The sequence below is a fragment of the Streptomyces sp. NPDC058872 genome (assembly GCF_042743065.1).
In the GTDB taxonomy this organism is placed as follows: Bacteria; Actinomycetota; Actinomycetes; order Streptomycetales; family Streptomycetaceae; genus Streptomyces.
Genome location: NZ_JBHYMK010000014.1, coordinates 102,332 through 127,958 on the forward strand (window position 1 = coordinate 102,332; position 25,627 = coordinate 127,958).

A 25,627-nucleotide genomic window follows, 5' to 3' on the forward strand; every position below is an offset into this window, starting at 1 on the left:
GGCCTCACGCCCCCGGACCGGGTCGTCGCGCGCCCGCGGTCGTTCCGCCTCAGGCCCGGCCGAAGCCGTCCTCCTGGTCCGGCGTTCCGGGCGGGCAGTCGTGGAACGCCGAGGAGACGGCCTTGCTCAGCGTCGGATCCGCGAGCGGAGGACCCTCGTGGCCCTCGGTGGTGACGAACACGAACCCCGTCCGGATGCCGTCCACCTCGGTCTCCACGGTGCACTGCCCGGGAAGGTCCAGACCCCGGTTCCAGTCGCACCCCTCGGCGTCCAACGCGGCGATGAACCGGGAGCGGGTCACTTCCGACGGATGGCTGACCATCCCGTTCGTCCGCGCATCGGGGACCTCCACCTCACCGCGCCAGACCGGCACGATGACCTGGACCACCAACCGGCATTCGCAGACGACCAGTTGCAGATCGCCGTAGCCGAACCAGCGGGGCCAGCGCTGCCCCTGGTAGACGGGGTCGCCGATGAAGGGCTGCCCCAAGGCAGCCACCAGCTCGGGCAGGGAGGCGTTGCAGCCGATCGGCCCGATCCTGGCCGTCCGACCGAACTCCGCCAGCATCCGGGTCGCATTCATGCTGGAGATTATGCCCGCACCCATGCTGAGCTGCGAACATGCCGAGCGGTGGCAGGGATCCCGCACGCCGGTCCGGTCCCGCAGCCCAAGGAGCCGGTCACACCGCCCCTTCGGGCTGCTGTTCCCACAGGATCACCTCCAGGACGCGCGGCCCGTGCACGCCCTCGACCCGCTTGAGTTCGATGTCGCTGGTGGCCGACGGGCCCGAGATCCAGGTCTGGGGGCGGACGGGGTCGAGACGGGCCACCGCTCGGGGAACGGAGGAGACGACCTGCTCGGGGACGCGGACCACGCAGATGTGGTGGTCGGGGACGAGCGTGATGCGACGGCGCCCCTGGTCCGGGGATCCGTCCAGGACGATCGTGCCGGTTTCGGCGATGGCTAGCGTACAGCCGGTGACGACGCCGTCCGCCCGGTCGAGGTCGTGGACGGTGTTCGTGGCGAGGTCCTCGATCAGACGGGGACCACCGGCTTCCCGGAGCGCGGCGGTCCAGTCGCGCGGCAGGCCCGGGGGCACCAGGACGCGCCGGGCGCCCCGGGCCGACAGGAGCCGCCGGATCAGCTCCGGAAGCCCGTGTGCGGGAGAACGGTGCACGAGGGCGCGGTAGTCGGCCAGGTTCTCCGCGAGGAGGTCCACGGTCCGGTCGCTCGTGCGGTGGCCGTGCTCGAGCAGATAGCCGCGGTCGACGGCCCGCTCGTACGGGGTGGGGTCGGGGGTGATGTCGTCGAGCGCGGCACGGACGCGGCCGAGGACCAGGTCGCGACTGCTCACTGCGGGCCGTCCTTTCCTTCACGGGTGCGCTGCCACCAGTCGCGGAAGGGCTCCGCGGGGACGGCGGGCAGGTCACGGCTGTCGGTCCAGGCCCGGCCGGGCCCGGGCAGGGTCTGCGGATGGAGTCTGCGGGTGCGCGCGGCGAGCCGCTGGCCGGTGCGCAGCGCTCCCGGCCGGGCGAGGGCCCAGCTCGCTGCCCGCATCGCGGCGCGCTCCGCCGCGTGCCCCTTGGCCGGCTTCAGCACGACCTTCTCTCCCCCGCGCGTCACGGGGCCGCCCTGGACGATCCGTTCGCGCAGGTGCACCAGGACCTCGGGGATGTCGATGGCCACTGGGCAGACCTCGTAGCAGGCCCCGCACAGGGAGGAGGCGTAGGGGAGGGAGGCGTCGATCTCGCTTCGGGTGCCGCGCAGTTGGGGGCTGAGGATGGCGCCGATGGGGCCGGGGTAGACCGAGCCGTAGGCGTGGCCGCCGGCCCGCTCGTAGACCGGGCAGACGTTCAGACAGGCGGAGCAGCGGATGCAGCGCAGCGCTTGGCGACCGACGTCGTCGGCGAGGGTGTCGGTGCGGCCGTTGTCGAGCAGGACGAGGTGGAAGTTCCGCGGGCCGTCGTCGTCCGTCGTGCCGGTCCACATCGAGGTGTACGGGTTCATCCGCTCGGCGGTCGAGGAGCGGGGCAGGGTCTGGAGGAAGACCTCCAGGTCCCGCCAGGTGGGCACGGTCTTCTCGATGCCGACGACCGAGATCAGCGTCTCGGGCAGCGTCAGGCACATCCGGCCGTTGCCCTCGGACTCCACCACGACGAGGGTGCCGGTCTCGGCGACCATGAAGTTGGCGCCCGAGACGGCGACCTTGGCGCGCAGGAACTTCTCCCGCAGGTGCAGTCGCGCGGCTTCGGCGAGCGCGGCCGGCTCGTCGGTGAGTCCTTCGGGCGCCGGTCGACCCCACTCCCCCATCTCCGCGCGGAAGACGTCACGGATCTCGCGGCGGTTGCGGTGGATGGCGGGGACGAGGATGTGCGAGGGACGGTCCTTGCCCACTTGCACGATGAGCTCGGCGAGATCGGTCTCGTAGGCGGAGATGCCGGCCGCTTCGAGGGCTTCGTTGAGTCCGATCTCCTGGGTGGCCATGGACTTGACCTTGACGACCTCGCTCTCGCCGGTCTCCTGGACGAGGCGGGTCACGATCCGGTTGGCCTCGTCGGCGTCCGCCGCCCAGTGGACGGTCCCTCCGGCGGCGGTGACGGACTCCTCCAGCCGTACGAGGTAGCGGTCGAGGTTGCGGAGGGTGTGCTCCTTGATCTGCTTGCCGGCCTCGCGCAGGGCGGCCCAGTCGGACACCTCGGCGACCGCGGCGGCCCGTTTGTCGCGGATGGTGTGGGTGGCGTGCCGCAGGTTGGCGCGCAGCGTGTCGTCGCGGACGGCCTCGCGCGCGGCAGCGGGGAAGGCGGGCATGCCGACGAAGGTTCCGCTCATGCCAGGGGCTCCTCTTCGGTGCTCGCCAGGATCTCGGCGATGTGGACGGGGCGCATGCCGACCTTCAGGCGGGACATCGTGCCGCCGAGGTGCATCAGACAGGAGTTGTCGGCCGCGCACAGCACCTCGGCTCCGGTGGCTTCGGCGTTGCGCACCTTGTCGGTGCCCATGGCCGCCGATACGTCGGGGTTCTTCACCGCGAAGGTTCCGCCGAAGCCGCAGCACTCCTCGGCGCCGGGCAGCTCCAGCAGTTCGAGCCCCTTGACCGCACGCAGCAGGTTCAGCGGTCGCTCGCCGAGGCCGAGGCCGCGCAGCCCGTGACAGGTCGGGTGATAGGTGACGGTGTGCGGGTAGTGGGCGTCGACGTCCGTGACGCCGAGGACGTCCACGAGGAACTCGGTGAGTTCGTACGTCTTGGGCACGACGGGGGCCAAGGCGGTGGCCAGGCCGTCGCCGCGGCCCTCTGCGCGGGCCCGCTCCCCCATGCGCGGATAGAGTTCCCGGACCATGGCGCCGCAGGAACCGGACGGGGTGACGATCGCGTCGTACCCGGCGAACACTTCCGCGTACCGGCGGGCGAGCGGCTCGGCCCGGTGCCGGTAGCCGGTGTTGTAGTGGGCCTGGCCGCAACAGGTCTGTCCCGGCGGGAAGTCGACGTCCACGCCCAGTCTGGTCAGCAGCCGCACGACGGCGCGGCCGGTGTCCGGATAGAGCGTGTCGTTGACACAGGTCAGGAACAGGGCGACCCGCATCGCGGCTCCCTTCATGTCGGTTGGTCCGCAGGGCGGTGGGGCCGGGGCCGGATGGCCTCCACGGGAGCGAGGGGCGCTTCGACCGGACCGTTGGCCGTCGTGCGGAGGCGCCGGTCCAAGAAGTCGACGAGCCGGGATTCGCTTCGCTCGATCCGCTCCCGCCGATCGGGCGTCAAGGACGCGAGGGCGTCGTCGAGGACGCGCTCCCGGGGCACGTGCACCATCGCGCCGGAGTACACCCGGCAGCCCGAGCACCAGAGGAGTCCGATGCACCGTTCGTACGAGGGCGACTCGGGCGGGTGCGGACGGTACTGGTACGAGCAGACGGGCGCACCGCAGCCCGCACAGCACTGCCGGTCGCCCTCCGGAACGATCTCCCCGCTCCCGGCCTTGCGCCACCGCTGCCACTCGCCCCGTGCTCTTCACGTCGTCACGGGCCCATTCTTCCCCATGCCGGCCGGCCGGCACCACCTCCCGCGGCCGGTGCGTCGGCGGAAGCCCGCACCGCTCGGCGACGGTGTGCCACCGAGGGGTACGGGCGACCGCGTGGCAGGGCCTCACGGCCGTCGTCGATCAGGCAACGCCCTCCACGGGCGGTGTCGGCCGCGGGCGGGACTCCGGGGCCGCTGGTGGCGGGACGGTCCCGGGACCGGGTACGGGCTCCCCCGCCGGTCGCGGGGCCAGGACCACCGCGGCCCACCGGTCCGCCCAAGCGCCCCAGCAGGAACGCAGGACTCCCTCGGCCCGGTCGACCTGGCGGACCACCTCCGCCGGGTCGAGTCCCAGTGCGCGCACCGGTGCCTCGTCATCGGCCCACTGGGCGGTCTCGGCGGCCAGGACCTCGGGATGGAACTGCACTCCCCAGGCCCGGTCGCCGAGGCGGTACGCCTGATGGGTGCAGTGCACGCCGGTGAGCAGCGGGACGGCGCCGTGCGGGAGCCTCGCGGTCTCCTCCCAGTGCCACTGCACGGCGGACGGGCGACCCCGGACGGCCCCGAAGAGGGGGTCCGTGGCGCACTCCGGCAGGGGGGTCAGTTCCACCAGCCCGACCTCGGGGTGGGCGGCACGGACGACCTCGCCCCCGCAGGCGACGGTGAGGAGTTCCATCCCGAGGCAGATGCCCAGGGTGGGGAGCCCCTGGTCGACGGCTTCCCCGAGCAGGGCGCGGACGGCCGGTAGCCAAGGCGCCCGGGCGTCCTCGTAGGGGCCCATCGCCCCGCCGAGGACCAACAGGCCGTGGTGCTCCGACAGGTCGTCGGGCAGGGGGTCGCCCCGCCAGGGACGTCGCAGGTCGAGTCGTAGGCCGGCCCGGACCAGCCGGTCCCCGACCAGGGCGGGTCCGGTGTCGTGTTCGTGCTCGACGACGAGCACCAGCGGGGCGCTCACAGGCGTCCCGCCTCGACGATGCGGCGCAGGAACGCCCGGGTCCGCTCTTCCCGGGGCTCTCCGAAGATCTGCTCCGGTGGCCCTTCTTCCAGGAGGACTCCTTGGTGCAGGAAGCACACCTTGCTCGACACCTCCCGGGCGAAGCCCATTTCATGGGTGGCCAGCAGCATGGTCATGCCGCCCTCGGCCAGTTCGCGGACGATGGCCAGGACCTCGGCGACCAGTTCGGGGTCGAGCGCCGAGGTGATCTCGTCGAGCAGCAGGGCGCGGGGTCCGCCGGCCAGGGCGCGCACGATGGCGACGCGTTGTTGCTGCCCTCCGGAGAGCCGGTCGGGCAGGCTGTTCGCCTTGGCGCCGAGGCCGACGCGTTCCAACAGGGTGCGGGCCCGCTCCTCCGCTTCTTGACGGGGCGTGCCGGCGACCCGCATGGGGGCGAGGGCCACGTTGTGCAGGACGGTCATGTGCGGGAAGAGGTTGAAGTGTTGGAAGACCATCCCGACGTCGCGCCGCAACCGGTCCACATCGGTGCCGGGGCCGGAGGCGACCTCGCCGCCGACCCGGATCTCACCGCCGTCGATGTCCTCCAGGGCGTTGATGCAGCGCAGCAGGGTGGACTTGCCGCTGCCGGAAGCACCGATCAGGGTGACCACCTGGTGCTGTTCGACCTCCAGGTCGATGCCGCGCAGCACGGGGGTGTTCCCGTAGCTCTTGTGCACCGCGTCGATCTCGATGAACGCCATGTCAGGCCTCCTTGCCGCGCTTGTGCTCACGGGCCACCAACCGGTCGACCAGTCGGGCCTGCGGAATGGTGATGACGACGAAGAGCAAGGCCACCACGGTGACCGAGGAGAGGTTGAAGTGGTTGGACGCGTAGATCTTCGACTGGTTGAAGGCGTCGATGGTCCCGATGACGTTCACCAGCGCGGTGTCCTTCTGCAGGCTGATGAAGTCGTTGAGCAGGGGCGGTACGACGCGCCGGGTGGCTTGGGGAAGCACCACGTGGCGCAGGGTGGCGCTCCGGGAGAGCCCGAGGGAGCGGGCCGCCGCCGTCTGGCCGGGGGAGATGGATTCGATGCCGGCCCGGAAGACCTCGGCCACGTAGGCCCCGTAGGTCAGGGTGAGGGCGAGGACGGCGAACCAGATCGGGCTGAGCGAGCTGAGCAGCGGCACCTCGGCGAGCGGCAGGCCGAAGCCGATCAGGTAGATGACGATGACCGCGGGAACGGCACGGAAGCCGTCGATGTAGCCGGTGGCGAGGAGCCGGAGCGGGCGGCCCGCCCGGCCCGGAGCCATGCGGGCCAGCGCGAGGGCGAGTCCCCAGACGAGGATGAGGGCCTGGGAGACGAGTGCGATGAAGAGGTTGGTGCCGAAGGCCGAGGTGATCTCGGAGACGCTGAGCCCGATCACTCCGCCGTCGAAGAAGGTGCGTTGGACGGCGCGGTCGTTCGCCAGGACGAACCACGCTCCTCCGATCAGGCAGACCACCAGCAAGGACCAGCCGAGCACGGTCCAGGCGTCCTCCCTGGACCGTGCGGCCGACCGCCGGGCGTCGGCCCGTCGGTCATCGGCCCAGGCGGTGGTGGCGTCCCTCGCCCCGCGCAGGGCGCGGAGGGCCGGCCGCAGCAGCGGCAGGACGGCGGTGCTCACGGCGAGCGCGCCGACGGCGGCCGTCGTGGCGGTGCCGGGGACGGCGTCCCGTACGGACCATGCGGCGGTCACGGCGGTCGCGACGACGGACAGGACGGCGGCGGTCGCGGCGGTGGCGAGGGGGAGGGCGGCCGGCGGTGGGGTCGCGGCGGCTCGTGGCTGCTCCCGCCGCGGCGCGAGCAGATCGGTGGTGAGGCTCACTTCGTGCTCCAGACGGGGATCGCGGCGGGGTCCCCGCCGAAGGCCTCGGCGAGGTGGGTGGTGGCGAGCGCGTCGAGGGTGCCGTCCCGTTGCATGTCGACGAGGGCGGCGTCGACGGCGGCGGCGTTCTTGCTGCCCTTGGGGTAGAGCGCACCGTAGGACTCGCCGGTGGCGTACTGGCCGACGACGGCGAGCGCGCCCTTCGACTGCTGCGCCTTCCCGAGCACGATGGCGACGTCGGTGAGGGCCGCGTCGATCTGGCCCGCCTGGAGCGCCGCCTGCAGTTCCACGTCGCCGGTGAAGACCTTCGGTTCCTGGCGCGGCTTGAGGACGTTGCGCACGAAGTCGGCGCCGGTGGTGCCCTGCTTGACGCCGAGGCGCTTGGTCGCGACGTCGCCCTGGGTGACGGGGGCTTCGGTCCTGACGAGGACGCCGATGTTGGAGTCGAAGTAGGGCGCGGAGAAGTCCACGACCTTGCGGCGCTCGTCGGTGATGGAGATCTCGGCGAGGGCGATGTCGAAGTCCTTGGACTTGCCGGCGACGAGGGCGTCGAAGGAGACGTTGCGGACGGTGAGCCTGTCGAGGCCGGCGCGGTGGGCGAGGTTCGCCGCCAGGCAGTACTCGTAGCCGCTGTCGATGTCCCGGACGGTGTCCCCGTCCCACCAACCGGGGCTGGGCAGGTCTCCGACGACGGTGAGGGTGCCGTCCTCGACGGTGTCGAGGGTGAGGGAGCCCTTTGTTCCGGTCACCGTGCAGGCGCCGTAGTTCCGCGAGCCCTTGGAATCGGTGGTGTGGGTGGTGGAGTCGCCGCCGGCACCGCTGCCGCAGGCGGTGAGGCCGGTGAGCAACAGGGCGGCGAGTGCGGGGGCGGCGGGCATGCGGAAGCTGCGCAAGGAGAGCTCCTCGGGAGGCGGGGATGTGGCAGATACGGTGCCCAAAACGTTTTGGCCTCGTCAAGAGTCGCGCCCGAACAGAACAAAAACGTTTTACTCCGAGGGCTTGGACCGAGGCGGTCCATCTGCCAGCCTTGATCCCGCACCCACACGAAGCAGAGGGAAGAGCACGCATGACCACCGGGGGAAACACACGGAAGCCCACCGGGCAGCGCATCGGCATCCGGGACGTGGCCCGGGCGACGGGCCTGTCCATCACCACCGTCTCGCACGCCCTGAGCGGCAAGGGCAAGATCGCCGCGGCCACCCGCAGCCGGGTGCTCCGCACCGCGGAGGAACTCGGCTACCGCCCCGACCCGGTCGCCCGCGGGCTGGTCTCCGGACGCACCGGCATCCTGGGCCTGGCCATCGGCCACATGCGGGACAGGCCCTGGGAAGGCACCTACCGCCCCTACTACGCGGCGTTCACGGCAGGCGCCTCGGTCACCGCGGTGGAACGGGACTACGCGCTGGTCGCCATCCCCGGAGATCCGGCCTCCGGCCTGTGGGCCCGGGTGCCGATGGACGGCCTGATCGTCGTCGATCCGGTGCGCGACGACCCGGTACTGGCCGAATGCGCGCGCCGCCACCTGCCCGTGGTCACCGACGGCCGCCCCCTGGACCCGGACCAGACGCACGTACCGACCGTGGAGAGCGACCTGGTGAACGGCATGACGGACGTCCTCGGCCACCTCCGGGAGTCCGGCGCCCGGCGCGTCGCCCTGCTGTCGGGCTCACAGGCCGACGCCTACACCCAGGACAGCGAGCGGCTCTACCGCGATTGGTGCGACGGAGTGGGGCAGGACCCGCTCATCGAGGCGCCGACCCCCGCCGAAGAGCCGGTGGAGGCGGCCCTCCGCCTGCTCACACCACCCGACCGCCCCGATGCGGTCCACGGCATCAACGAGACCTACGGCCAGGCCCTGGTGACCGCCGCCCGCCGTCTCGGTCTGGACATCCCCCGGGACCTGATGATCAGCGTGATGCGCGAGGCGGACCACTCGGGCGCCCCGGGGGACTGGGAGGTGCCACTGACCACGCTCAACCTCGACGCCAACCGCTTGGGGGTGGAGGCGGTCGGCCTGCTGATCGACCTGCTCGACGGCCTGCCGGCCCGAGAGGTGACCGTTCCCTGCACGGTGATCCCCCGCGCCTCCACCCGACGCGACTGACGCCCCGCCCTGGCCCGGCCTCGACCCGGCCTCGCCCCGCCCTGTCCCGGCCTCGACCCGGCCTCGACCCGGTCGTACCGAAGGTCGTCGCGGGGGTCACCGGCCACCGGCTGCTTGGGACCCCACGCGTCCGGAGGGCGACGGAAGCCGGCCCGGGAGACGGGCGGACCGCCTCAGGCGACGGCCTGGTCGTCGTTGGCCTCGAAGGGCTGCCCGGTGAGGCACGGAGCCTCGCCCCGACCGGAGGACCCACCCCCGAGTCCCACCCGGTCCCCCTCCTTGGCGAAGAGCCTGCCCTCGGCGTCGTACACGGCGGTCTTGCCGTTCTCCTCCCGGGTGGACCAGCCGTGTCCCCACACGATGGACACCGGCTCGCGCTTCGGGTCCGTGGCCACCGCGACGCAGTCGTCCTCGGTGACCACGAGGGTGCCCTGCAGATGGGCGTAGAGCGAAGGAACGCGCTCGTCGGCGGTTCGGGTGAAGATCCGTGCGGGGGCCTTCCCGTGCGGGGCGTCCGCACGGTCGGGGGGCACCGTCCCGGCGGCCGTGGACGCGCCCGCGGCCTTCGCACCCTCCGTACCCCCACCGGTGCACGCCGCGACCGGCACGACGAGGAGCAGGGAGCCCGCGAGGGCGACGGCGCCCCGCAGAACAGGACCGGAACGGCGCTTCGCCGTCGGCACCGCCGCATCCGTGCTACCGGCGCGTCGGCCAGAGGTCTCGGTCATCGGATCCCGCTCCTTCGTGGTTGTCGTCGTTTCCGCCGTACGGATGCCGGGGGGGGTGCGGCCCGGCCGGTCACCGGAGGGAACGGCACGGGCCGGTGGTGCAGGTGTCGATCACTGCGCAGCCGTCGCCCGGTGGGGCGGAAGACGGTGCTCGCACTGAAGTGGTTCTGTTCGAAGCCTAGTTGGCCTATCGCCCGCACCGGAAAGCCGCGGCCGTTCGGGCTGGAGGCGCAGAGCCCGCGGAAGGGTCGTTTGAGACTGCTTTGATACTCCAAAGGCGCGAAGTCCGGATACCTTCGGAACATCCGTGTGCGGGGCGGCGAGGACCGACCGCAAGGACAGGGGGGAAGAGAGATGGACGCACGACCCTTACCGAGACTGGCCGCGCTCCTCGGAGCAGTGACGGTGGCGGCCACCGCGCTGACCGGCTGCGCGGAGACCGGACCCGGGGCAGCCGCACCCGGACGCACCACGGGTCCGACGCGTGCGGACGCCTCCCCCGCACCCTCCGCCGAGGGTACGGGAACGGGCCCGTCGGACTCGTGCACGAAGCGCCTGTTGGAGCCCGGTGACCCGGTTCCGGGCGCAGTGTTCGCCGACTGCCTGGTGACCGCGACCCGCCTGGCCGCGACCGCGCGCATGACGACCACGTACCCCCACTCCTCCGCGACCGGGCCGATCAGGATGGGGAAGCCGTTCGAGCTGTACCTGAAGACGTCGGACGGCGGCGAACTCTTCATCAAGGACGAGCGGGGCTGGATGAAGGGACACGGCGGCTGGACCGAGGCGAAGGCGAACGGCAGTGCGGAGGAGCGACTCGCCGACGCAGTCGTCAAGTCCTACCTGGGGTTCACCGATCCCCGCGCGCAGCAGCAGTTCCTCGCCACCACGGAGTGGCAACCGGCGGCCTCCGCCCCGGAGACCGTGAACGGCCGCCAGGCGGTCCGCTACTCCGGGCGCCCGAAGTTCGGTGACGTCACCTACGACGACTACCGGGTCTGGATCGACAAGGGCTTCCTCCCCGTCCGCATCGTCGCGACCGCGACGGTCCTCGGCCGCACGGAAACGGGACGGCAGGACTACGTGGACTGGGGCGAGCGGATCCAACTACCCGACGGGCTTCCGCAGTGACCTTCCGTCAGTCCGGCACCCTCACCCCGTGGAGAAGAGCCTTGACCGTCCACCGCCTCACCCGGGCCACCCGCGCCCTCGCCGTCACCGCCCTCCTCCTTCCCGCCGCGGTCGCCTGCGGCGGGACGGACGGGGCAGACGCCTCCGCCGCTCCGTCGCCCACCACCGCCTCCGCCGCACCTGCGGACGGCCGGGACACGAACCCTCCCGAGGAGAGCCCCGGGTCCTCCGCTCCCACCGCGACGGAGGGCGCGACTCCCTTCGACCCGGAGTCAGTACCGGTTTCCGACGCCCCCCTGGGTGACTTCCCCTACTTCTCGATCCCCGAGGGCTTCGAGAACTCCGAGACTCCGAGCCCGGTCGTTCCCCGCGGTCGCGTCCCCTTCTGGACGGGCGACGGCCTGGAGTGGGTCGAGGGCAAGATCTACCGGTCGTCGATCCAGGCGCAGGGCGGAAAGGAGTTCTCCGCACCGGAACTGCGCGCCGCGGTCGCATCGGCGGTCACCGGATCGGGTGGCGTCCGTCTCACCGACTCCCGGATCCCGGCCGACGTGACGGAGAGCATTCCGCGCGACGTCCGCGTCGAGTACGTCGACGGGTTCGGGGACATCTACAACAATCCCGTCAGCACCTATGTCATCCGCCGGTCCGACCGCCTCATTTGGATCCACCTCTGCTCCGACTCCGCGGGAGCCGGCTGGCTGGTGGCGGAGACCTCGGACTGACCACGCCTCAAGGACCGCTCGCGACGTACCGGGTGCCGAGGACGAGGAGCCCCTGCCGCAGCCGCCTGAAGTACGTGGCGCGGCTGAGGTGCAGACGGGCCGCCGCCTGATCGTGGCTCCCGCACCGCCTCAGGTAGTAGGTCTGCAGGACGCGGCCGGCCTCGGCCTCGGTGCGGGACGGGCTCTCGGCAAGCGCCCGGACGGCGTCGCACAGCCATGCGCGCAGGCTCGCCGGATCGGAGTCGTGCGGCGGGGCGAGCAGCGGACTGCGCGCCAGCGCCACGGGGTCGTCGATCTGTCTCAGGGCCCGACCGACGGCCCGCGGGTCGGGGTCGGCCGGACCGGCTCCGACGCCGTGCGGCTCGGTCAACCTGTCCAGCCAGGAGGGGAGCTCCCCAGGACTCATGTCGTTGCTGAAGACCTCGGGGTGGCGTCCGCTCCCGTAGACGTCCTCGCGGACGGCACCGTGCGGGCGGAACCGCAGACCGTTGAGGAGCCGCTGGTAGTCCGGGCTCGCGGTGGAAGCGACGGTCCGGCCGTGCCGGACGGCGAGCGCAAGGGTGTGCCGAAGGACCTGCGCACGCACCGGGGGGTCGGGGCAGTGGACCGCACCGATGAAGAGGCCCGCGGGCGCCTCGCCGCAGAGGAACCGGGCCGCGTGCTGCTGGAGCAGCGGCTCGACCCCGGCGATCGTCCGCTCACGGATCACGGTGAGGTTGGCGACGCCGACGGGTCGGTCCTCGGGGTCCCGCGCGATGACGAAGTCGGCCGTGCCCTCGGAGAGCCAGCGCTCGACCAGTCGGTCGGAGCGGCGCCCGTGGAAGCCGCCGTGCCGCGCCCATCGGTGCAGCAGTCGGCCGACCTCCTCGACCTCGGCGGCATCGGAGGTGTCGACCGGACGGATCGTGGCGGGCGACGGCGCCATCGGTCGCAGGAGCCGGCGCACGTGCGGATCGACGGAGAGGAAGAGGCCGTGTTCCACGATCCGGAAGCACTCGGTGGGCGTGCGCGCCGTCCTCAGCTGGGCTGCTCGGTAGCCAACGGCCTCGCTGCGGAGGGCGTCGTGCGCCACGGGCCGGCGCCAGCGGTGCGCCAGTTCCAGCACCTCGCGGTACGGCGAGGACAGGGTGAGGCCGAGAGCGGTCCGCGTCACGAGGCTCAGCCCAGAGAGTCCGGTGAACAGCTCGGGCTCCGTCCCCAGCATCTTCTCGTCTCCCGCCCCCATCGCAGCCAGCGATCGGAGCGCGTCATGCCAGCGGCGTTCCGGCGACTCCCGGCCGAGCCGCAGGAAGATCTCGCCGGCGACGTGGTCGGCCACTGCGCCGGGTGCATCGGTCGGGGCCCCGCCGTGCAGGGCCCGGCAGGCCGACTCGGCCAGCAGCGGGATGCCCTCGGCCAACGAGGTCACCAGCGCCCGCCCGGCCGGAGAGTCGATCCCGGCCGCGGTCGCCAATGCATCGACGTCCGAGTCCGGCAGGGGACGGACGTGCACGGTGCACATCTCGGCGTCGGTCCAGCCGGGGGTGGACCTGAGCGGTCTTCGACTGAGGACCACGACGGACGGTCGCACGTGCCCCGCCCGGTCGAGCACATCGCGGAGGGCCGCCAGGTCTCCGCTGCGGTCCGCATCGTCCACCACCAGGACCTCGGCCGAGGGTTCGGCCAACTCGCCGGCGATCGCCTCGGGCGCACCCGTACGGTCCAGCCGGATCCTGACCGCGGAGCCGAGCCGGGCGGCCATCCAGGTCTTGCCGCTGCCGAGCGGTCCGGTCAGATTCACCAACCGGTGCACCGCCAACGCCTCCTCCAACGCGATGAGTTGCGCCTTGCCCGGCCGTGCGGCCCATCCGGATCCGCTCATCCCCCGCCCACCGTCCCTGAGTGAACAACCCGTGCGGCGGAACCGCAGTCGCCGACGGCCTCCCCACCGTGCCGTCGCCCGGTTCCACAGACGACAGGAGGGACGACGGGGCCGACCGGTGCGGTTCCCCGGTGAGGGCGGCGCGGGACGCGCCTCCCCTCCGGCGCTGCTGCCGGTTCCCCCGGTCGCCGCTCGGCGGGGTTTCGTCCCCGACCGGACGCGCGGAAAGGTCGTCCTGGTCCTGGAGGGGCGGACGGGGCTCCCGCCGTCAGACGGGGACGCCTCCCTTGATGACATGGCGCAGGTTGCGTTCGGGGTGCACGAGGACACCGATGTCGTCGAGGGGGTTGCCGTCGACGACGAGCAGGTCCGCGTGGGCACCGACGGCCAGGGTGCCGATTTCGCCCTCCCTGTTCAGCAGCCGGGAGGCCGTGCTGGTCGCGGCGCGGATGATGTCGGCCGCCGGCTGGACCTGGGCGCGGAGGGCGAACTCCTGGAGTTGGGCGGACTGCACGGCACCGAGCAGGTCGCTGCCGAAGACCAGGTTGACGCCCGCCCGGTGGGCGCGTTCGAGGGCGGCCAGGCCGGCTTCCTGGACCTCGGCGATCTTCCGGAGGGAAGCCTCGGACACCCCCGTCGCCCTGCCGAGCCGCGCCATCTGCTCGTAGGCGATCAGGGTGGGGACCAGGAACGCGTCCTTCTCGACGAGCAGGGCGACGGTCTCGTCGTCGATGAGGTTGCCGTGCTCGACACAGCGCACGCCCGCCCGCAGCGCCCGGTTGGCGCCGCGGGGGTGATAGGCGTGCACGGTGACGTACCGGTTGTGGTGGACCGCCTCGGTGACGGCCGCGCGAATCTCCTCCTCGGTGTACTGGACCGAAGAAACCTCGTCGTGGGGCGAAGCGACCCCGCCGCCGATCGGCATCTTGAGGTGCACGGCGCCCTTGCGGAACTCGTCCCGGGCAGCGGCCCGCACCGCCCAACAGCTCGGCTTCGACGGCTGGCCCCGACTGCGCGAGGAACTGCGGGCCCTCTACCTCGCCTCGGTCTCCTCAGGAGACCTCGCTCCCGGTGTCGCCACCGATCCCGCAGCCCAGACCCTGCGCCAGGACGCCGTCAACAGAGGGCCCGGCAACCGGGCCGCGCACCGGGTCCGGTCGTCCCCCTCTCCACGGGAGGGGTACGGCATCGACCACATCGAGTGGAACCCTGCGGAGACCCCGCCGGGGCCGTACGACGGTCGGCGCCGTGAACACGCATCGCCGGCCCGACACCGCTCCCCAGGCGGTGTCGGACCGGCGGTGCGTGGAACCACGGCGCTACGCCGGGCCGCCCGCCGGGCCGCCCGCCGGAACCGCAGGCGCCGCGCTCGTCGCCTCGGTCCGGGAACGCGAGAGGTCTCGACCCCGGGTCTCCCGGGTGACCAGCACGGTGAGGGTGGTGACCAGCGCCGCCGCACACAGGTAGAGGCTGACCGGGGTGGCGGACCCGTAGTCCTTGAGAAGCTCGACGGCGATGATCGGGGCGAGGGCTCCGGCCACGATGGAGGCCAGCTGGGAGCCCATCGAGGCACCGGAGTAGCGGACCTTGGTGTCGAACATCTCGGAGATGAACGCGGCCTGCGGCCCGTACATCGCACCGTGCAACAACAGGCCCGCGGTGACGGCCAGGGTGATCACCGGGAACGACGTGGAATCGACGAGTCCGAAGAAGACGAACGCCCAGACCGCCATGCCGACGGAACCGATCAGGGTGACCGGACGGCGCCCGATGCGATCGGAGAGTGCACCCCAGAGGGGGATGGTGACGAAGTGGACGGCGGAACCGATCAGGACCGCGTTCAACGCGGTGCTCTTCGGCAGTTCCAGGTGCACCGTGACATACACCAGCAGGAACGAGGTCAGGATGTAGTACGAGATGTTCTCGCCGAAGCGGGTGCCGATCGCCGACAGCACCTCGCGCCAACTGCGCCGGAACACCTCGACGACCGGGGCCTCGTCCTTGGCTCCCTGTGCGGCAGCCGCTTCGGCCTTGGCCTGGGCGGCGAGGAAGACCGGAGACTCGGAGACCGAGACCCGGATCCACAGACCGATCACCACGAGGACGCCGGAGAGCAGGAACGGGATGCGCCAGCCCCAGGACTGGAAGGCCGCGTCCGACTGGAACGCAGCCAGGAGCGCCAGCACACCGGTGGCGAGCAGGTTGCCGCCCGGAGCACCCGCCTGCGGCCAGGACGCCCAGAAACCGCGGTGCTTCTCTCCCCCGTGCTCGGAAACGATCAGAACGGCCCCGCCCCACTCACCACCCAGCGCGAAGCCCTGGACGAGGCGCAGCACGGTCAACAGGATCGGAGCTCCGATGCCGATCGTCCCGTACGTGGGCAAGAGACCCATCGCAAAGGTCGCGCCCCCCATCATGAGCAGGCTGATCACCAACAGCTTCTTGCGTCCGACCCTGTCGCCGAAGTGGCCGAAGACGACACCTCCGAGAGGACGGGCGGCGAAGCCGATGGCATAGGTGATGAAGGCGATCAGAGTGCCCACCAACGGGTCGACACTGGGAAAGAACAGCGTGTTGAACACGAGGGCGGCGGCCGAGCCGTAGAGGAAGAAGTCGTACCACTCGATGGTGGTGCCGATGAGGCTGGCGGCGACGATCCTCTTGATCGAACCGGAGGGCGTGGGGGCGTGTGTTGCGGCGGCCATGTGCACCACTTCCGAGCGGGTGACGGGGACGTGTACGTGTCGCCACACCGTAGGAACGTGCAGGTCAGCGGTGTATGTGGCGGGACACCACAGTTCGGGCCGTCAACATCCGCACGGGCACCATGAGGCAGGGAGCGGAACCAGCGAAGAGCCGCTGGAGCCCGCGCATGGGCGACGAAAGAAATGGCACACAATGCCCTGTTCTGACCCCCGGGTATTTTTTCCCGTGCTGGTTCGGTGCTGACCTGAAAGCCCACGTCAGCACCCCTTCTCTCCTCTCCCGTGCTGGTTCGGTGCTGACTACGCAGCGTAGAACCGGGACATTCGAGGGCAGACCCCGAGCGGCCCACGCGGGTGCCGCGATGCCGCCCACCCTTCAGGGAGCGGCAGGCATCATCGGCATGGGTGGGTCAGGCCGCTGGGGCGAGCGTGTCGAACTCGAGCGGGAGGGCGAGTTCGGTGGCCCGGGTGAAGACCGAGTTCATCAGGGTGCGCAGGCGTTCGGGTGCGTCGGGCATGACGTGGGCGTAGGTCTCGTGGGTGATGCGCGGGTCGCGGTGACCGAGCCATTCGGCCATGTCGGTCACGGGGACGCCTTTGGACAGTCCGGCCGAGGCGAAGAAGTGCCGCAGCCAGTGTGGTGTGACCGTGCGGGTGAGGCCGGCTGGCCGAACACCCCGATGGCTACCACGCCTACGCACAGATCCAGTTCCACCCCGAGGATGCCTGCTTCGTACGCACCACCAGCGAACCGATCGGCCGCGGACCGGTTCAGGCCCTTCACTGGCTCGGCCCGGTCCTGGCCGCGCACTACGCGTCAAGCACGGCGCTCAACAACCATCGCCGATGCTTCCACAAGCACTTCGAAGGCACCGAGCTGGAGTACAAGTACACCCTCGACCCGGCGCCCGACATCTGGGCCGCTGCCATGGAACTACTCAAGGCGCTGCGCGGCGGCAAGCTGGAAGGCTGCCGGCCGAAGTACCGGGAGGAATTCCAGATCCACCACACCGAGAACCACCTCTTCGAGGTCACCGGCCCCGAGCCGGAGGTCGGCTACGCCTCCTTCGTTCCCACGGTCACCGCCGGGTACGTGCTCAAGCGGAAGTGGTTCGCCAAGGACACCTTCGCCCGCCGAGAAGAGCTGGTGTACGGCATCGACGTCGCCTCAGACGGCTTCGAGGCATACCTTCGTAGCAAGCTGGGCCTCCAGGTACGGGCCATGCCGCCCTTCGAGCGTGTCCGCTACGACATCCAGTGCGAGTCAATGCGCACCGGTCACGTCTACGGCATCTTCCTCGACCGCTGCGCTCTCCTCGCGGACCCCACGGTGATCCTCGCGCAGTGCAAGCTGGAGTACCTACGCACGCGAGGCGTCCTCGACCAGGGCCAGGACGAAGTCCTTGTCGAGATGGAGCGCATCAACGGCTGGCTCCGGCACTACGTCGCCAGCCGTGGTTGGGCGGTCGAGCACACCTTCCACTCCAAACTGAGTTTCCTCCGAGGCGTCGTCGCCGCCCGGCCGACCCTGGTGGCGGCCGGCTGCGTACGCCACACAGCGACCGGACCGGTGCCGGTTCGTCCCGGACGATGACCGGCTCGCCGGAGGGACTTGTCAGCGAAGGCGTGCAAGGCTCTCGCTCCGTTGATCGGCGCACGCCCTTCGAAGGCCGGTCGGGATCACGTGCGCGCCGCCGCGGCGCGAGTCGCGTGGATCGCGGTGGGCGGGCGAACCCTCCGACGTCAGCACGGCCGGCCTCAGCCGTCGTGGTGACCGTAGGCGCCGAGGATCTGCTCGGTGCTCTCGCCCCGGAAGACCACGTGCCAGTGCATGTGCTTGGACTCCTGGTACAGCCCGAGGTTCGTGGTCACCGAGCACGACCCGTATGCCGTCTCGACCCCCGCGGCCACCTCGCGCACCAGCCCGACGACCTCCGTCAACAGGCTCGCGTCGGCGTTGCCCAGATCCGTCAGCGACGGCACGTGCTCCTTGGGGATCACCACGATGTGCACGGGGTGCGCGGGGTTGGTGTGGTGGAAGGCGAGTGCCCGGTCCGTCTCCGCGACGTTCTCGATCGGCACCAGGCCGGACATCGCCTGATGGCAGTAGAAGTCAGAGACAGCGGCATGACCAGTCGGCACAGTCGGTCGCTTTCTGTTCTCATTGGGCGAGTCACGCGTCAGCCTGCACGGCGCGTCCCGCCATTCCCCGGAAATCAACCGCACCAGCCGGGTGCGGGCAAAATCACCGTACACACACGCGTGTTGGCAGAGTGCCCGATGACCCGACCCGGCATCGAACGCGCATCAATCCGCACTCAACCGGGCGATGCGACGCGCTCCAAGGAGCAGCAGCGTACGGCGGGCGCAGCGTCTCCGCACATCGTCTCTGAATCAATTGGCGTGCGGCGGCGTGCAGATCGCTCGGGCGATACGGCTCCCGACAAGGCGTTCGGCGACATCGAGCGGGTGCCAACCGGCGCCTGTCACCTCGGACTCCTGAAGGCGTCCCACCTCGCCGTGGACCGTGGTGAAGGCGTATCCGAGGTCCAGGTGGTAGTGCTCTGGCTCACCTTTCCGAGGCCGGGCGGGCACCAGGCCGTACTCGACATAAACGGGAGCCGACGAGGCGGCAGAGACCTGACTGAGGTCGATGCCGGTCTCCTCCGTCAGCTCGCGCGCTGCCGCCTCGACCAGCGTGGCATCGGTCGGCTCGACGTGGCCGCCGTTAGGAACAGTTCGCATGTCTCAGCCTTCCTCCTGTCTCACTGGGACCCAGGTGGAAGCGTCTGAACGATCTACTGCGAACCACGCGTCAACTGTCTCAGAGAGGGGCAGGAAGCGTTGCCCGTTTGTGACCTTCGGGACCGGGTCGATCAGTCCTCTGCCCTGACCTGACACTCTCTGGTGGGGGCGTTGAGGCCGTCCGGCGTGCGCCCGATCCTGTCTACACGTTCGCTGGCCCGCGGTTGGGGCCGCTCACTGCATGTCCGCAGCGAGACTGTAGTCCGGCAGTGCGATGTCTCCAGCCTTGGCGAACTGTGCGGCGAGCAGGTTCCGCATCGGCCAGCGGGTCATCTGCCGCATGGAGAGGTCCCGCAGGCGGATGCCGAGCCGGCCCGAGGGTGCGAATCCCGAGGCACCGCCCGGCGGGAGCTGCTGGGCCTGGCTCACGTACGGGCGCATCACCTCGTCGTAGCGGCGGAAGGCGATGTGATGGTCGCCCCCGGCCGCGGCGAGTTCACCGGCCAGGACGTATGCGCCGACCAGGGCCAGGCTGGTTCCCAGGCCGGTCAGCGGGGTCGCGCAGTATCCGGCGTCGCCCAGCAGCGCCACGCGGCCGTGCGACCAGCTGTCGAGGCGGACTTGGCCCATGGAGTCGAAGAAGAAGTCCGGGGCGGTGTGCATGGCCCGCAGCAGGCGTGGGGTCTCCCAGCCGACGCTGGCGAAGCGCTGGGCTACGAGTTCCTGCTGGGCGGCGACGTCGCGGCGGTCGTAGGCGAGCGGTGGCGAGCGGAAGCTGAGGCCGGCCTTGATCTCGCCGGGGAGGCGGCCGGGCCGTGCGGAGGCGACCAGGCCGCCGGGCGCGTTGTGCATCAGGTACCAGCCGTCGAGTTCCAGGTCGTCGGCGGCGGTGAACCAGGCGGTGTAGAGGCCGAGAGGGCGGACGAACTCCTGCTCCGGGCCGAAGGCCAGCGCGCGTGTCACGGAGTGCGGTCCGTCCGCGCCGATGACCAGCCCGAACCGGCGCGGCGCGGCCTTCTCGAAGGTGACGGTGGCCCCGTCCGCGTCCTGATAGATCTCGGTGACGGTGTCGTCGAACAGGTACTCCGTGTCCGGCAGGGTGGCCTCGTACAGCAGATGGGCGAGATCGCCGCGGAGGATCTCGATCTCGGAGACGATCCCCTCGCCTCCGAAGCTGTCGGCGGGCACCCGCGCGGTGATGCGGCCGGAGTTGTCGACGAGCGCGAGGCCGCGTTGGTCCACGCTTTCCGCCCTGGCTCGGTCCATCAGACCCATCCGTTCGATCACGGTGCGGCCGGCGCCGCGCAGATCCACGGTCTGCCCGCCCGGCCGGGGTTCCGGCGCGCGCTCCACGACTGTGACAGTGAAGCCCCCCTTGCGTAGCCAGTACGCCAGCACGGGCCCTGCGATGCCGGCGCCGCAGATGAGTATCTCGTTGTTCGGCATGGTGCGAACGTACGCCGTACGCAACGTCGTGTGCAAGCGTGAAATGGCTTTTCGATAGGAGGTGTTGGAGAGTGCCGCACTAGTGCGGAGAGGCGGATGGGGTACCCGGACGCGGGGATTGCCCGGAGTCGGTGGCTAGGATGGCGCCCCAACCAGGTGCACTAGTGCGGAGGGGTGTCGGTGGGCGGACAGGCGGTACCGCGCTACAGCCAGATCGTTGCCGAACTGCGGCGGCAGATCGAGACGGGTCAACTGGCGCCGGGCGATCGCGTGCCCTCGACCCGCGAGATCACCAAGCAGTGGGGCGTCGCCATGGCGACCGCGACCAAGGTGCTCACCGAACTGCGCCACGAGGGCATGGTCCGCGCCCTCCCCGGCGTCGGAACGGTCGTGGCGGCCCCGAGCCGCCCGGTGCGGGCCCCGCGACCCGGTGCCGCCGCCCGCCCAGGCGTGCTGTCCGACGAGTCATCGGGTCAGATGTCGCTCACGCTCGGACGGATCGTCGTCGCCGCCGTCACGGTCGCCGACGCAGAAGGGCTGGCCGCGGTCTCGATGCGCCGGGTAGCCGCCGAGCTCGGGGTGGCGACCATGTCGCTGTACCGACACGTGGCCGACAAAGAAGACCTGCTGACGCGGATGATGGACACGGTCATCGCGGAGCGCCCGTTGCCGGCCGATCTGCCGGAGGGCTGGCGCGAGGCGATCGAGCTGGCCGCCCGGCAGCTCTGGGACCTGTTCCGTCGCCACCCGTGGCTCGCACCGGCCCTGTCGGTGACCCGTCCTCAGATGGTCACCTCGGCACTGCCGTACAGCGAGTGGATGCTTGCCACCCTGCACGCCCACGGACTCGACCTTCATTCCGCCTTCACCGCACACCTCATGATGCTCAATTACGCCCGTGGTATCGCCGTCAACCTGGAGTCGGAGCGGGAGGCCGAGGCGCACAGCGGCCTCGACAGCGAGGAGTGGATGGACACCCAGGAGCCCGCGCTCCTGGCGATTCTGGCCACCGGCCGGTTCCCCGCGCTCTCGCGCCTCGCCACGGCTGGTTACGACCTCGACCTCGACGCCCTCTTCGAGTTCGGTCTCCAGCGCCTCCTTGATGGCCTCGCCTCACTCCTCGACGACAGCTCCGCTGGCTAAACGGAGAACTGGAGAGCCCCCCACCACCGACACCAAGAGAAGCGGGTTCCCAAAACGGACGCGGCCCCGGAACCATGACCTCTCGGTCCGCACCGGGGCTCTCGTCTCAGCTTCCGCGCCTGCGGAGTTACTCCAGCCAGGGCCCGACGCAGGTAGGGCGGCGATCCGACGCTGTCCCTGGGCGGACGTTTTCTTCTTCAGCTCGAGGTTCTCGTAGTAGAGGTTCGCGGTCACCGTGGCGAGCGCGTCGAGCTTGCCCTGCAGTTCAGTTGCGCTGGTGGTGGCCTCCCGCAGCCGTTTGCGCAAGTCGGCGATCGTCTCGTCGCGTTGGACTTCCCCCGGCGTACGGAGCACGGGACGGGCGACCCGGGCATCCCACTCGGCCAAGATCTCCTCGGCCCTGTGGACGGTGGCGTGGCTGACCTTCGCCTCGCGTGCCAGGTTCTCCTTGGTCAGAGCGCCGTCGGTGTGCAGCGGCTCACCGGCCAGCAGACGGGCCATGGCCTCGCGGAGCTTCGTCTCCGTGGCGGCGGACACCGGCATCAGGTGTTCTCCTTCAACTTGTCGAACTGTGCGGTTGCCGAGCGGACCTCGGCGAGCCGGGTCAGGGCCTGCTCGCGCCGTGGCTTGGACAGCTTCTTCGCCAGCAGTTGAACGAGGTCCATCTCTTCCATCCGCCAGATCGGCTCATGGGCGAGCGTGAGTACCGAGTTGAACCGCCCCGGGTTCGGTAGAGAACTCAGATTGTGGTTGTGAACTGGGGTTTCGTGGTTGTCAGGTACTGAGGTTGAACTCGCGATAGCGGGTGGGGTGGTCAAGGCGGCTCGATGATCAGGCCGGTCTCGGCGAGGCAGCCGTCGAGCAGGTGCGGGCGGTACTGGATCTTCTTCAGCTTGCGCTTCATGACGCGGACGAGGTGATCGAGATTGGCGGCGGCGAAATTCTCCAGCGACCGTTTCAGCAGCGACCACACCCCCTCGGTCGGGTTGAGGTCGGGAGCGTAGGAGGGCAGCTGGAACACCCTCAGCCACTCCTTGTTCTCCGCGATGAAGTCCGCCAGCTCGCCGGTCAGGTGCACGTTCGGGTTGTCCCACACCCACACGGTCGGGGCGCCGAGCTGGCGGTGCGCAAGCACGATCAGGTCGCGGTAGTCCCGCCAGGCGAAGCCCTTGCGCTCACCCTTGCGCCCACGCCACACCTGCAGCCGGTAGAACAAGTGCGACCGCACACCGGGCCTGAAGCACACGACCCCGGCCACGGAGACCCGGCCCCGGTTGCTGCCGCGCACCCGCATCACCGGGGTCTGGCCGCGCGGTGCCCAGGCACGTCCCTTCGGCGGCCTCAGCCCCTGGCCCGCTTCGTCCTCGAAGCAGATGTAGGCGCCCAGGTCCGCCGCGGTGCTTTCACCCGCGGCCACACCTCGTCCTTCCACACGCGGATGGGTATCTCGAGTGAAGGTCGACACCGTCCCTGGCAAGCTGAGGGCATGGTGTCTCCCGACGATCAAGAACTGAGTGCAGCCATTCACGATGCCGACTCGCCGGACTGGGCCGTTCGCGCAGCGTCTGGGAGGCGACTCGCTGCATCAGACAAGATCGACGAAGTCGCGAGTGTCCTGCACCGTCTCCTCCTGGACACCCAGAACACCGCGGTGACCCAGGAGACGGCCGAGGTGCTGCTCGCACGCAAAGACACTGCCGGCCTGCGCTGCGTGCTGCTGGCAAGGAGTTGGGCGAGCGAGACCTGGACTGCCGATGAGATCCAAGCCGCTCTCGATGGTGACCCCGACTGGATGACAACCGAAGGCGCGGATCGGCTGATCGCACAGTTGCGCGAGCTGACGGCGGACGAAGACGCCGGAGTCTGCGACGAAGCCCAACGGATCCTGGCGCGGTTGCGGCCGCGCGAGGAATGGGCGCGGGACTCGGAGTCGGAATCCTGAGTTTCGGTTGATCAGGGTTGCTCCGCGGCCGACAGGCTGAGGTGTTCGAGGAACCCTTGCAGGCTGGCGACGGCCACCAGAGTGTGGTCAGCTGGGGCCACCCGAGACCGGAAGTCGGGGCCGCATCAAGCCGGAACTCTGGCCCCTTGCCCGACGGCACGGGGCCAACTCGGGCCGGAAAAGTGGGGCCGATTCAGACCGTTATTGCCAACATGAGGATGTCGGTCCGTCCGACGCCGGAGAACAGGTAGTCCCCGTCAGAGCAATGCTCGAAACCTGTGGATCGGCTCCAAGAGGAACGCAGAGGGCATACCTTCCCGAATGATCCTTTGATGCTCTCCGAGTAGGCCCGCGTTGCTGCGCGGGTCGGGAAGACACACCCGTGCTCAGCCTAGTCACCGACGACGGCTCCACCCGGTCCGGCTCCCTGGTCGACGAGATCGTACGCGAAGGCGCCCGCCGGATGCTGGCCGTGGCCTTGAAGGCGGAAGTCAACCAGTGCATGGCCGAGTTGGCCGCCGAGACCGACGAGCACGGGCGGCGCTTGGTCGTCCGCAACGGCCGTCACCGGCCCCGCACTGTGGTCACCGCAGCCGGCCCGGTCGCGGTCACCGCGCCACGCCGCGCCGCGCATCAACGACCGTCGCATCGACGAGACCACCGGCGAGCGCAAGCGGTTCTCCTCCAAGATCCTGGCTCCCTGGTGCCGCAAGTCGCCGAAGACCTCGGAGGTGCTGCCACAGTCCGCACAGCCGGGCGCGACGAGGCTATGCAGGAGATCTACAACGCAGAGGACCGCGCGTACGCAGAGAAGGCGATCGGGGCGTTCGCGAAGACCTACGGCGCGGAGTGGCCCGAGGCCGTCACGAAGATCACCGACGACCGTGCAGAACTGCTGGCGTTCTACGGCTTCCCGGCGGAGCACGGGGTGCACCTGCGGACCACGAATCCCATCGAGTCGACGTTCTCCACGGTCAAGCTGCGGACCAAGGTCGCCCGGGGGGCTGGCAGCCCCGCTGCGGCCCTGGCGATGGTGTTCAAGCTCGTCGAGTCCGCCCAGACACGCCGGCGTGCGATCACCGGCGCCCACCTGGTCCCGCTCGTCCGTGCCGGCGCCAGGTTCGAGAACGGCATCCTGGTCGAGCGAGAGGCGACGGCAGCAGCCTGACACACGTGATCGGCCATAGCGTGTGCTCCTATCACGAGACAGGGACGGTGGCAGCACGGACGACGGCACCCGCAGCGAACTCCTGAGCCGCCTGGCCGAGACGATTGAGTCCGTCGCAGTCGGGCACCCGGTGCGCGTCGCCATTGAGCGGGCCGTCTGCCGCTGGCAAGACGACACTGGCGGACGAACTTGCCGTTGTCCTGCGCGCCCAGGGCCGCGAAGTCATCCGTGCGACGATCGAGGGCTTCCTGTTCCCCGAGGCGCAGCGCTATCAGCGCGGCGAGCACTCGCCCGAGGGCTGCTACTTCGACAGCCACGATCACGACACGATGTGCCGGGTCCTGCTCGACCCGCTGGGCCCAAGCGATGACCGAAAGTTCCAGCAGACGGTCTACGACCGGGGCACCGAGACCGCATTGTGCCTCCCTATCACCGAAGCACCCGCGGACGCTGTGCTGCTCTTCGACGGTGTATTCCTCTTGCGCCCGGAGCTGGCCGACCGTTGGGACCTCAGCATCTTCGTGTCTGTCACGTTCGAGCGGACGCTAGATCGCGCCCAGACCCGAGGTGAAGCGTTGGCCGGATCCGCAGCCAGTGCACCCGAGATCGAGCGGGCCTGGCGCAACCGTTACATCCCGTCCCAGCAGCTTTACTTCGCCACGGCCCGCCCAACAGACCACGCCGACGTCATCGTCCACAACGATGAGCTCCAGCGGCCGGCCTGGGAGATCCGATCACGCTGATCAGATCCACAAGATTTGACCATTGCTCCGTCCCCGCCAGCCTGTTCGGCCCTTGCTTCACGGAGTAGGCGCCGTAGTGGCGGACGTGGTCGCTGATCCGGGCTGCGATGGAGGCGGGCAGTGGGACCGCTCGCCCTTCGTCCAGGTCCCGCCACTTCATGTGCCGGATGCAGTGCGCGCGTCCCCGGCCCTTGGTGATGGCCTTCTGCCGGGTGGTGCGTGCCTTCTCGTTCTCCCCGTCCTGGGTGACCTGTCGGTCCACGTAGAGCGTGCCGGCTTCGAGGTCGACCCGTTGCAGTGCCACGGCGCTTGGGGCCGATGCAAGTTCGGGTGGCCAGCGCGCCAGTGTCTCCAGGGTGGGCCCGTGGGG

Annotated in this window: 28 protein-coding genes and 1 pseudogene; 8 read left to right on the forward strand and 21 right to left on the reverse strand. The window is 70.3% G+C overall.

The window, feature by feature from the left end; all coding sequences use genetic code 11:
* Positions 1–49: 49 nt before the first annotated feature.
* From ACFW22_RS11735 to ACFW22_RS11775, 9 genes are all read right to left on the reverse strand, one after another.
* The gene (locus ACFW22_RS11735; protein WP_386401819.1) at positions 50–583 is read right to left on the reverse strand and encodes a hypothetical protein; all 534 of its coding nucleotides are present in this window, start codon (positions 581–583) and stop codon (positions 50–52) included.
* 97 nt (positions 584–680) lie between these two features.
* A complete protein-coding gene (locus ACFW22_RS11740; protein ID WP_386401820.1) occupies positions 681–1,355 on the reverse strand; it encodes a lactate utilization protein C in 675 nt (224 codons plus the stop codon).
* Positions 1,352–2,830, reverse strand: coding sequence for a LutB/LldF family L-lactate oxidation iron-sulfur protein (locus tag ACFW22_RS11745; protein ID WP_386401821.1), 1,479 nt, complete (start codon positions 2,828–2,830; stop codon positions 1,352–1,354). Before ACFW22_RS11745 ends, ACFW22_RS11740 begins: the two co-directional genes overlap by 4 nt.
* Complete coding sequence (locus ACFW22_RS11750) at positions 2,827–3,582, reverse strand: (Fe-S)-binding protein (RefSeq protein WP_386401920.1); 756 nt, start codon at positions 3,580–3,582, stop codon at positions 2,827–2,829. Before ACFW22_RS11750 ends, ACFW22_RS11745 begins: the two co-directional genes overlap by 4 nt.
* An 11-nt stretch (positions 3,583–3,593) precedes the next feature.
* The gene (locus tag ACFW22_RS11755) at positions 3,594–3,806 is read right to left on the reverse strand and encodes a hypothetical protein (protein ID WP_386401823.1); all 213 of its coding nucleotides are present in this window, start codon (positions 3,804–3,806) and stop codon (positions 3,594–3,596) included.
* A 349-nt stretch (positions 3,807–4,155) separates the two neighbouring features.
* On the reverse strand, positions 4,156–4,968 hold the full coding sequence (locus ACFW22_RS11760) for a type 1 glutamine amidotransferase (protein ID WP_386401825.1): 813 nt from the start codon (positions 4,966–4,968) through the stop codon (positions 4,156–4,158).
* A complete protein-coding gene (locus ACFW22_RS11765; protein ID WP_386401827.1) occupies positions 4,965–5,708 on the reverse strand; it encodes an amino acid ABC transporter ATP-binding protein in 744 nt (247 codons plus the stop codon). The genes ACFW22_RS11760 and ACFW22_RS11765 overlap by 4 nt, the downstream gene beginning before the upstream one ends.
* Position 5,709: 1 nt before the next feature.
* Positions 5,710–6,816, reverse strand: a complete 1,107-nt coding sequence (locus ACFW22_RS11770) for an amino acid ABC transporter permease (protein ID WP_386401829.1) — start codon at positions 6,814–6,816, stop codon at positions 5,710–5,712.
* Complete coding sequence (locus ACFW22_RS11775) at positions 6,813–7,709, reverse strand: ABC transporter substrate-binding protein (protein ID WP_386401831.1); 897 nt, start codon at positions 7,707–7,709, stop codon at positions 6,813–6,815. The genes ACFW22_RS11770 and ACFW22_RS11775 overlap by 4 nt, the downstream gene beginning before the upstream one ends.
* Positions 7,710–7,882: 173 nt before the next feature.
* Here ACFW22_RS11775 and ACFW22_RS11780 point away from each other — a divergent pair, with 173 nt between their 5' ends.
* A complete protein-coding gene (locus ACFW22_RS11780; protein ID WP_386401833.1) occupies positions 7,883–8,920 on the forward strand; it encodes a LacI family DNA-binding transcriptional regulator in 1,038 nt (345 codons plus the stop codon).
* Between the two features lie 173 nt (positions 8,921–9,093).
* Here the strand turns inward: ACFW22_RS11780 and ACFW22_RS11785 are convergent, their stop codons facing one another.
* Entirely contained in the window at positions 9,094–9,648 is a 555-nt protein-coding gene (locus ACFW22_RS11785; protein ID WP_386401835.1) for a hypothetical protein, read from the reverse strand.
* A 354-nt stretch (positions 9,649–10,002) separates the two neighbouring features.
* Between ACFW22_RS11785 and ACFW22_RS11790 the strand changes: the two genes are divergently transcribed.
* Together ACFW22_RS11790 and ACFW22_RS11795 are read left to right on the forward strand one after the other, a co-directional pair.
* Positions 10,003–10,779 (forward strand): hypothetical protein, encoded by a 777-nt coding sequence (locus ACFW22_RS11790; RefSeq protein ID WP_386401837.1) that lies wholly within the window; start codon positions 10,003–10,005, stop codon positions 10,777–10,779.
* A 41-nt stretch (positions 10,780–10,820) separates the two neighbouring features.
* On the forward strand, positions 10,821–11,504 hold the full coding sequence (locus tag ACFW22_RS11795) for a hypothetical protein (protein WP_386401839.1): 684 nt from the start codon (positions 10,821–10,823) through the stop codon (positions 11,502–11,504).
* Between the two features lie 7 nt (positions 11,505–11,511).
* On the opposite strand, the gene ACFW22_RS11800 is transcribed toward ACFW22_RS11795, so the two are convergent.
* The 4 genes from ACFW22_RS11800 to ACFW22_RS11815 all read right to left on the reverse strand — a co-directional run bounded on the left by ACFW22_RS11800 (position 11,512) and on the right by ACFW22_RS11815 (position 16,771).
* Positions 11,512–13,365 (reverse strand): hypothetical protein, encoded by a 1,854-nt coding sequence (locus tag ACFW22_RS11800; RefSeq protein WP_386401841.1) that lies wholly within the window; start codon positions 13,363–13,365, stop codon positions 11,512–11,514.
* A gap of 268 nt (positions 13,366–13,633) precedes the next feature.
* Positions 13,634–14,341 (reverse strand): amidohydrolase family protein, encoded by a 708-nt coding sequence (locus ACFW22_RS11805; protein WP_386401843.1) that lies wholly within the window; start codon positions 14,339–14,341, stop codon positions 13,634–13,636.
* A gap of 343 nt (positions 14,342–14,684) precedes the next feature.
* A complete protein-coding gene (locus tag ACFW22_RS11810) occupies positions 14,685–16,070 on the reverse strand; it encodes an MFS transporter (RefSeq protein WP_386401845.1) in 1,386 nt (461 codons plus the stop codon).
* A 410-nt stretch (positions 16,071–16,480) separates the two neighbouring features.
* A complete protein-coding gene (locus ACFW22_RS11815) occupies positions 16,481–16,771 on the reverse strand; it encodes a tyrosine-type recombinase/integrase (RefSeq protein WP_386401847.1) in 291 nt (96 codons plus the stop codon).
* A gap of 227 nt (positions 16,772–16,998) precedes the next feature.
* Between ACFW22_RS11815 and ACFW22_RS11820 the strand changes: the two genes are divergently transcribed.
* Positions 16,999–17,664 carry a hypothetical protein gene (locus tag ACFW22_RS11820; RefSeq protein WP_386401849.1) on the forward strand — a complete coding sequence of 222 codons (666 nt, stop codon included), beginning with the start codon at positions 16,999–17,001 and terminating at the stop codon, positions 17,662–17,664.
* A gap of 164 nt (positions 17,665–17,828) precedes the next feature.
* On the opposite strand, the gene ACFW22_RS11825 is transcribed toward ACFW22_RS11820, so the two are convergent.
* From ACFW22_RS11825 to ACFW22_RS11835, 3 genes are all read right to left on the reverse strand, one after another.
* The gene (locus ACFW22_RS11825) at positions 17,829–18,164 is read right to left on the reverse strand and encodes an HIT family protein (RefSeq protein WP_386401851.1); all 336 of its coding nucleotides are present in this window, start codon (positions 18,162–18,164) and stop codon (positions 17,829–17,831) included.
* Between the two features lie 300 nt (positions 18,165–18,464).
* Positions 18,465–18,815 (reverse strand): NUDIX domain-containing protein, encoded by a 351-nt coding sequence (locus tag ACFW22_RS11830; protein WP_386401853.1) that lies wholly within the window; start codon positions 18,813–18,815, stop codon positions 18,465–18,467.
* Positions 18,816–19,049: 234 nt separating this feature from the next.
* The gene (locus tag ACFW22_RS11835; RefSeq protein WP_386401855.1) at positions 19,050–20,261 is read right to left on the reverse strand and encodes an FAD-dependent monooxygenase; all 1,212 of its coding nucleotides are present in this window, start codon (positions 20,259–20,261) and stop codon (positions 19,050–19,052) included.
* Between the two features lie 180 nt (positions 20,262–20,441).
* On the opposite strand from ACFW22_RS11835, the gene ACFW22_RS11840 reads away from it, so the two are divergent.
* Positions 20,442–21,404 (forward strand): TetR/AcrR family transcriptional regulator C-terminal domain-containing protein, encoded by a 963-nt coding sequence (locus ACFW22_RS11840; RefSeq protein ID WP_386401857.1) that lies wholly within the window; start codon positions 20,442–20,444, stop codon positions 21,402–21,404.
* Here ACFW22_RS11840 and ACFW22_RS11845 read toward each other — a convergent pair.
* The 3 genes from ACFW22_RS11845 to ACFW22_RS11855 form a co-directional block, all read right to left on the reverse strand.
* The gene (locus tag ACFW22_RS11845) at positions 21,375–21,947 is read right to left on the reverse strand and encodes a hypothetical protein (RefSeq protein WP_386401859.1); all 573 of its coding nucleotides are present in this window, start codon (positions 21,945–21,947) and stop codon (positions 21,375–21,377) included. The genes ACFW22_RS11840 and ACFW22_RS11845 overlap by 30 nt on opposite strands.
* Positions 21,947–22,069 carry a hypothetical protein gene (locus ACFW22_RS11850; RefSeq protein ID WP_386401861.1) on the reverse strand — a complete coding sequence of 41 codons (123 nt, stop codon included), beginning with the start codon at positions 22,067–22,069 and terminating at the stop codon, positions 21,947–21,949. Before ACFW22_RS11850 ends, ACFW22_RS11845 begins: the two co-directional genes overlap by 1 nt.
* A gap of 149 nt (positions 22,070–22,218) precedes the next feature.
* A complete protein-coding gene (locus tag ACFW22_RS11855; RefSeq protein ID WP_386401863.1) occupies positions 22,219–22,821 on the reverse strand; it encodes a transposase in 603 nt (200 codons plus the stop codon).
* Positions 22,822–22,890: 69 nt separating this feature from the next.
* Between ACFW22_RS11855 and ACFW22_RS11860 the strand changes: the two genes are divergently transcribed.
* The 3 genes and pseudogenes from ACFW22_RS11860 (at position 22,891) to ACFW22_RS11870 (ending at position 25,257) form a co-directional block, all read left to right on the forward strand.
* Complete coding sequence (locus ACFW22_RS11860) at positions 22,891–23,346, forward strand: hypothetical protein (protein WP_386401865.1); 456 nt, start codon at positions 22,891–22,893, stop codon at positions 23,344–23,346.
* A 382-nt stretch (positions 23,347–23,728) separates the two neighbouring features.
* Positions 23,729–24,514: pseudogene (locus ACFW22_RS11865) on the forward strand (transposase).
* A 143-nt stretch (positions 24,515–24,657) separates the two neighbouring features.
* Complete coding sequence (locus ACFW22_RS11870) at positions 24,658–25,257, forward strand: cytidylate kinase family protein (protein WP_386401867.1); 600 nt, start codon at positions 24,658–24,660, stop codon at positions 25,255–25,257.
* On the opposite strand, the gene ACFW22_RS11875 is transcribed toward ACFW22_RS11870, so the two are convergent.
* Positions 25,202–25,561, reverse strand: coding sequence for a hypothetical protein (locus ACFW22_RS11875; RefSeq protein WP_386401869.1), 360 nt, complete (start codon positions 25,559–25,561; stop codon positions 25,202–25,204). The two genes, ACFW22_RS11870 and ACFW22_RS11875, sit on opposite strands and share 56 nt — an antisense overlap.
* Positions 25,562–25,627: the final 66 nt, after the last annotated feature.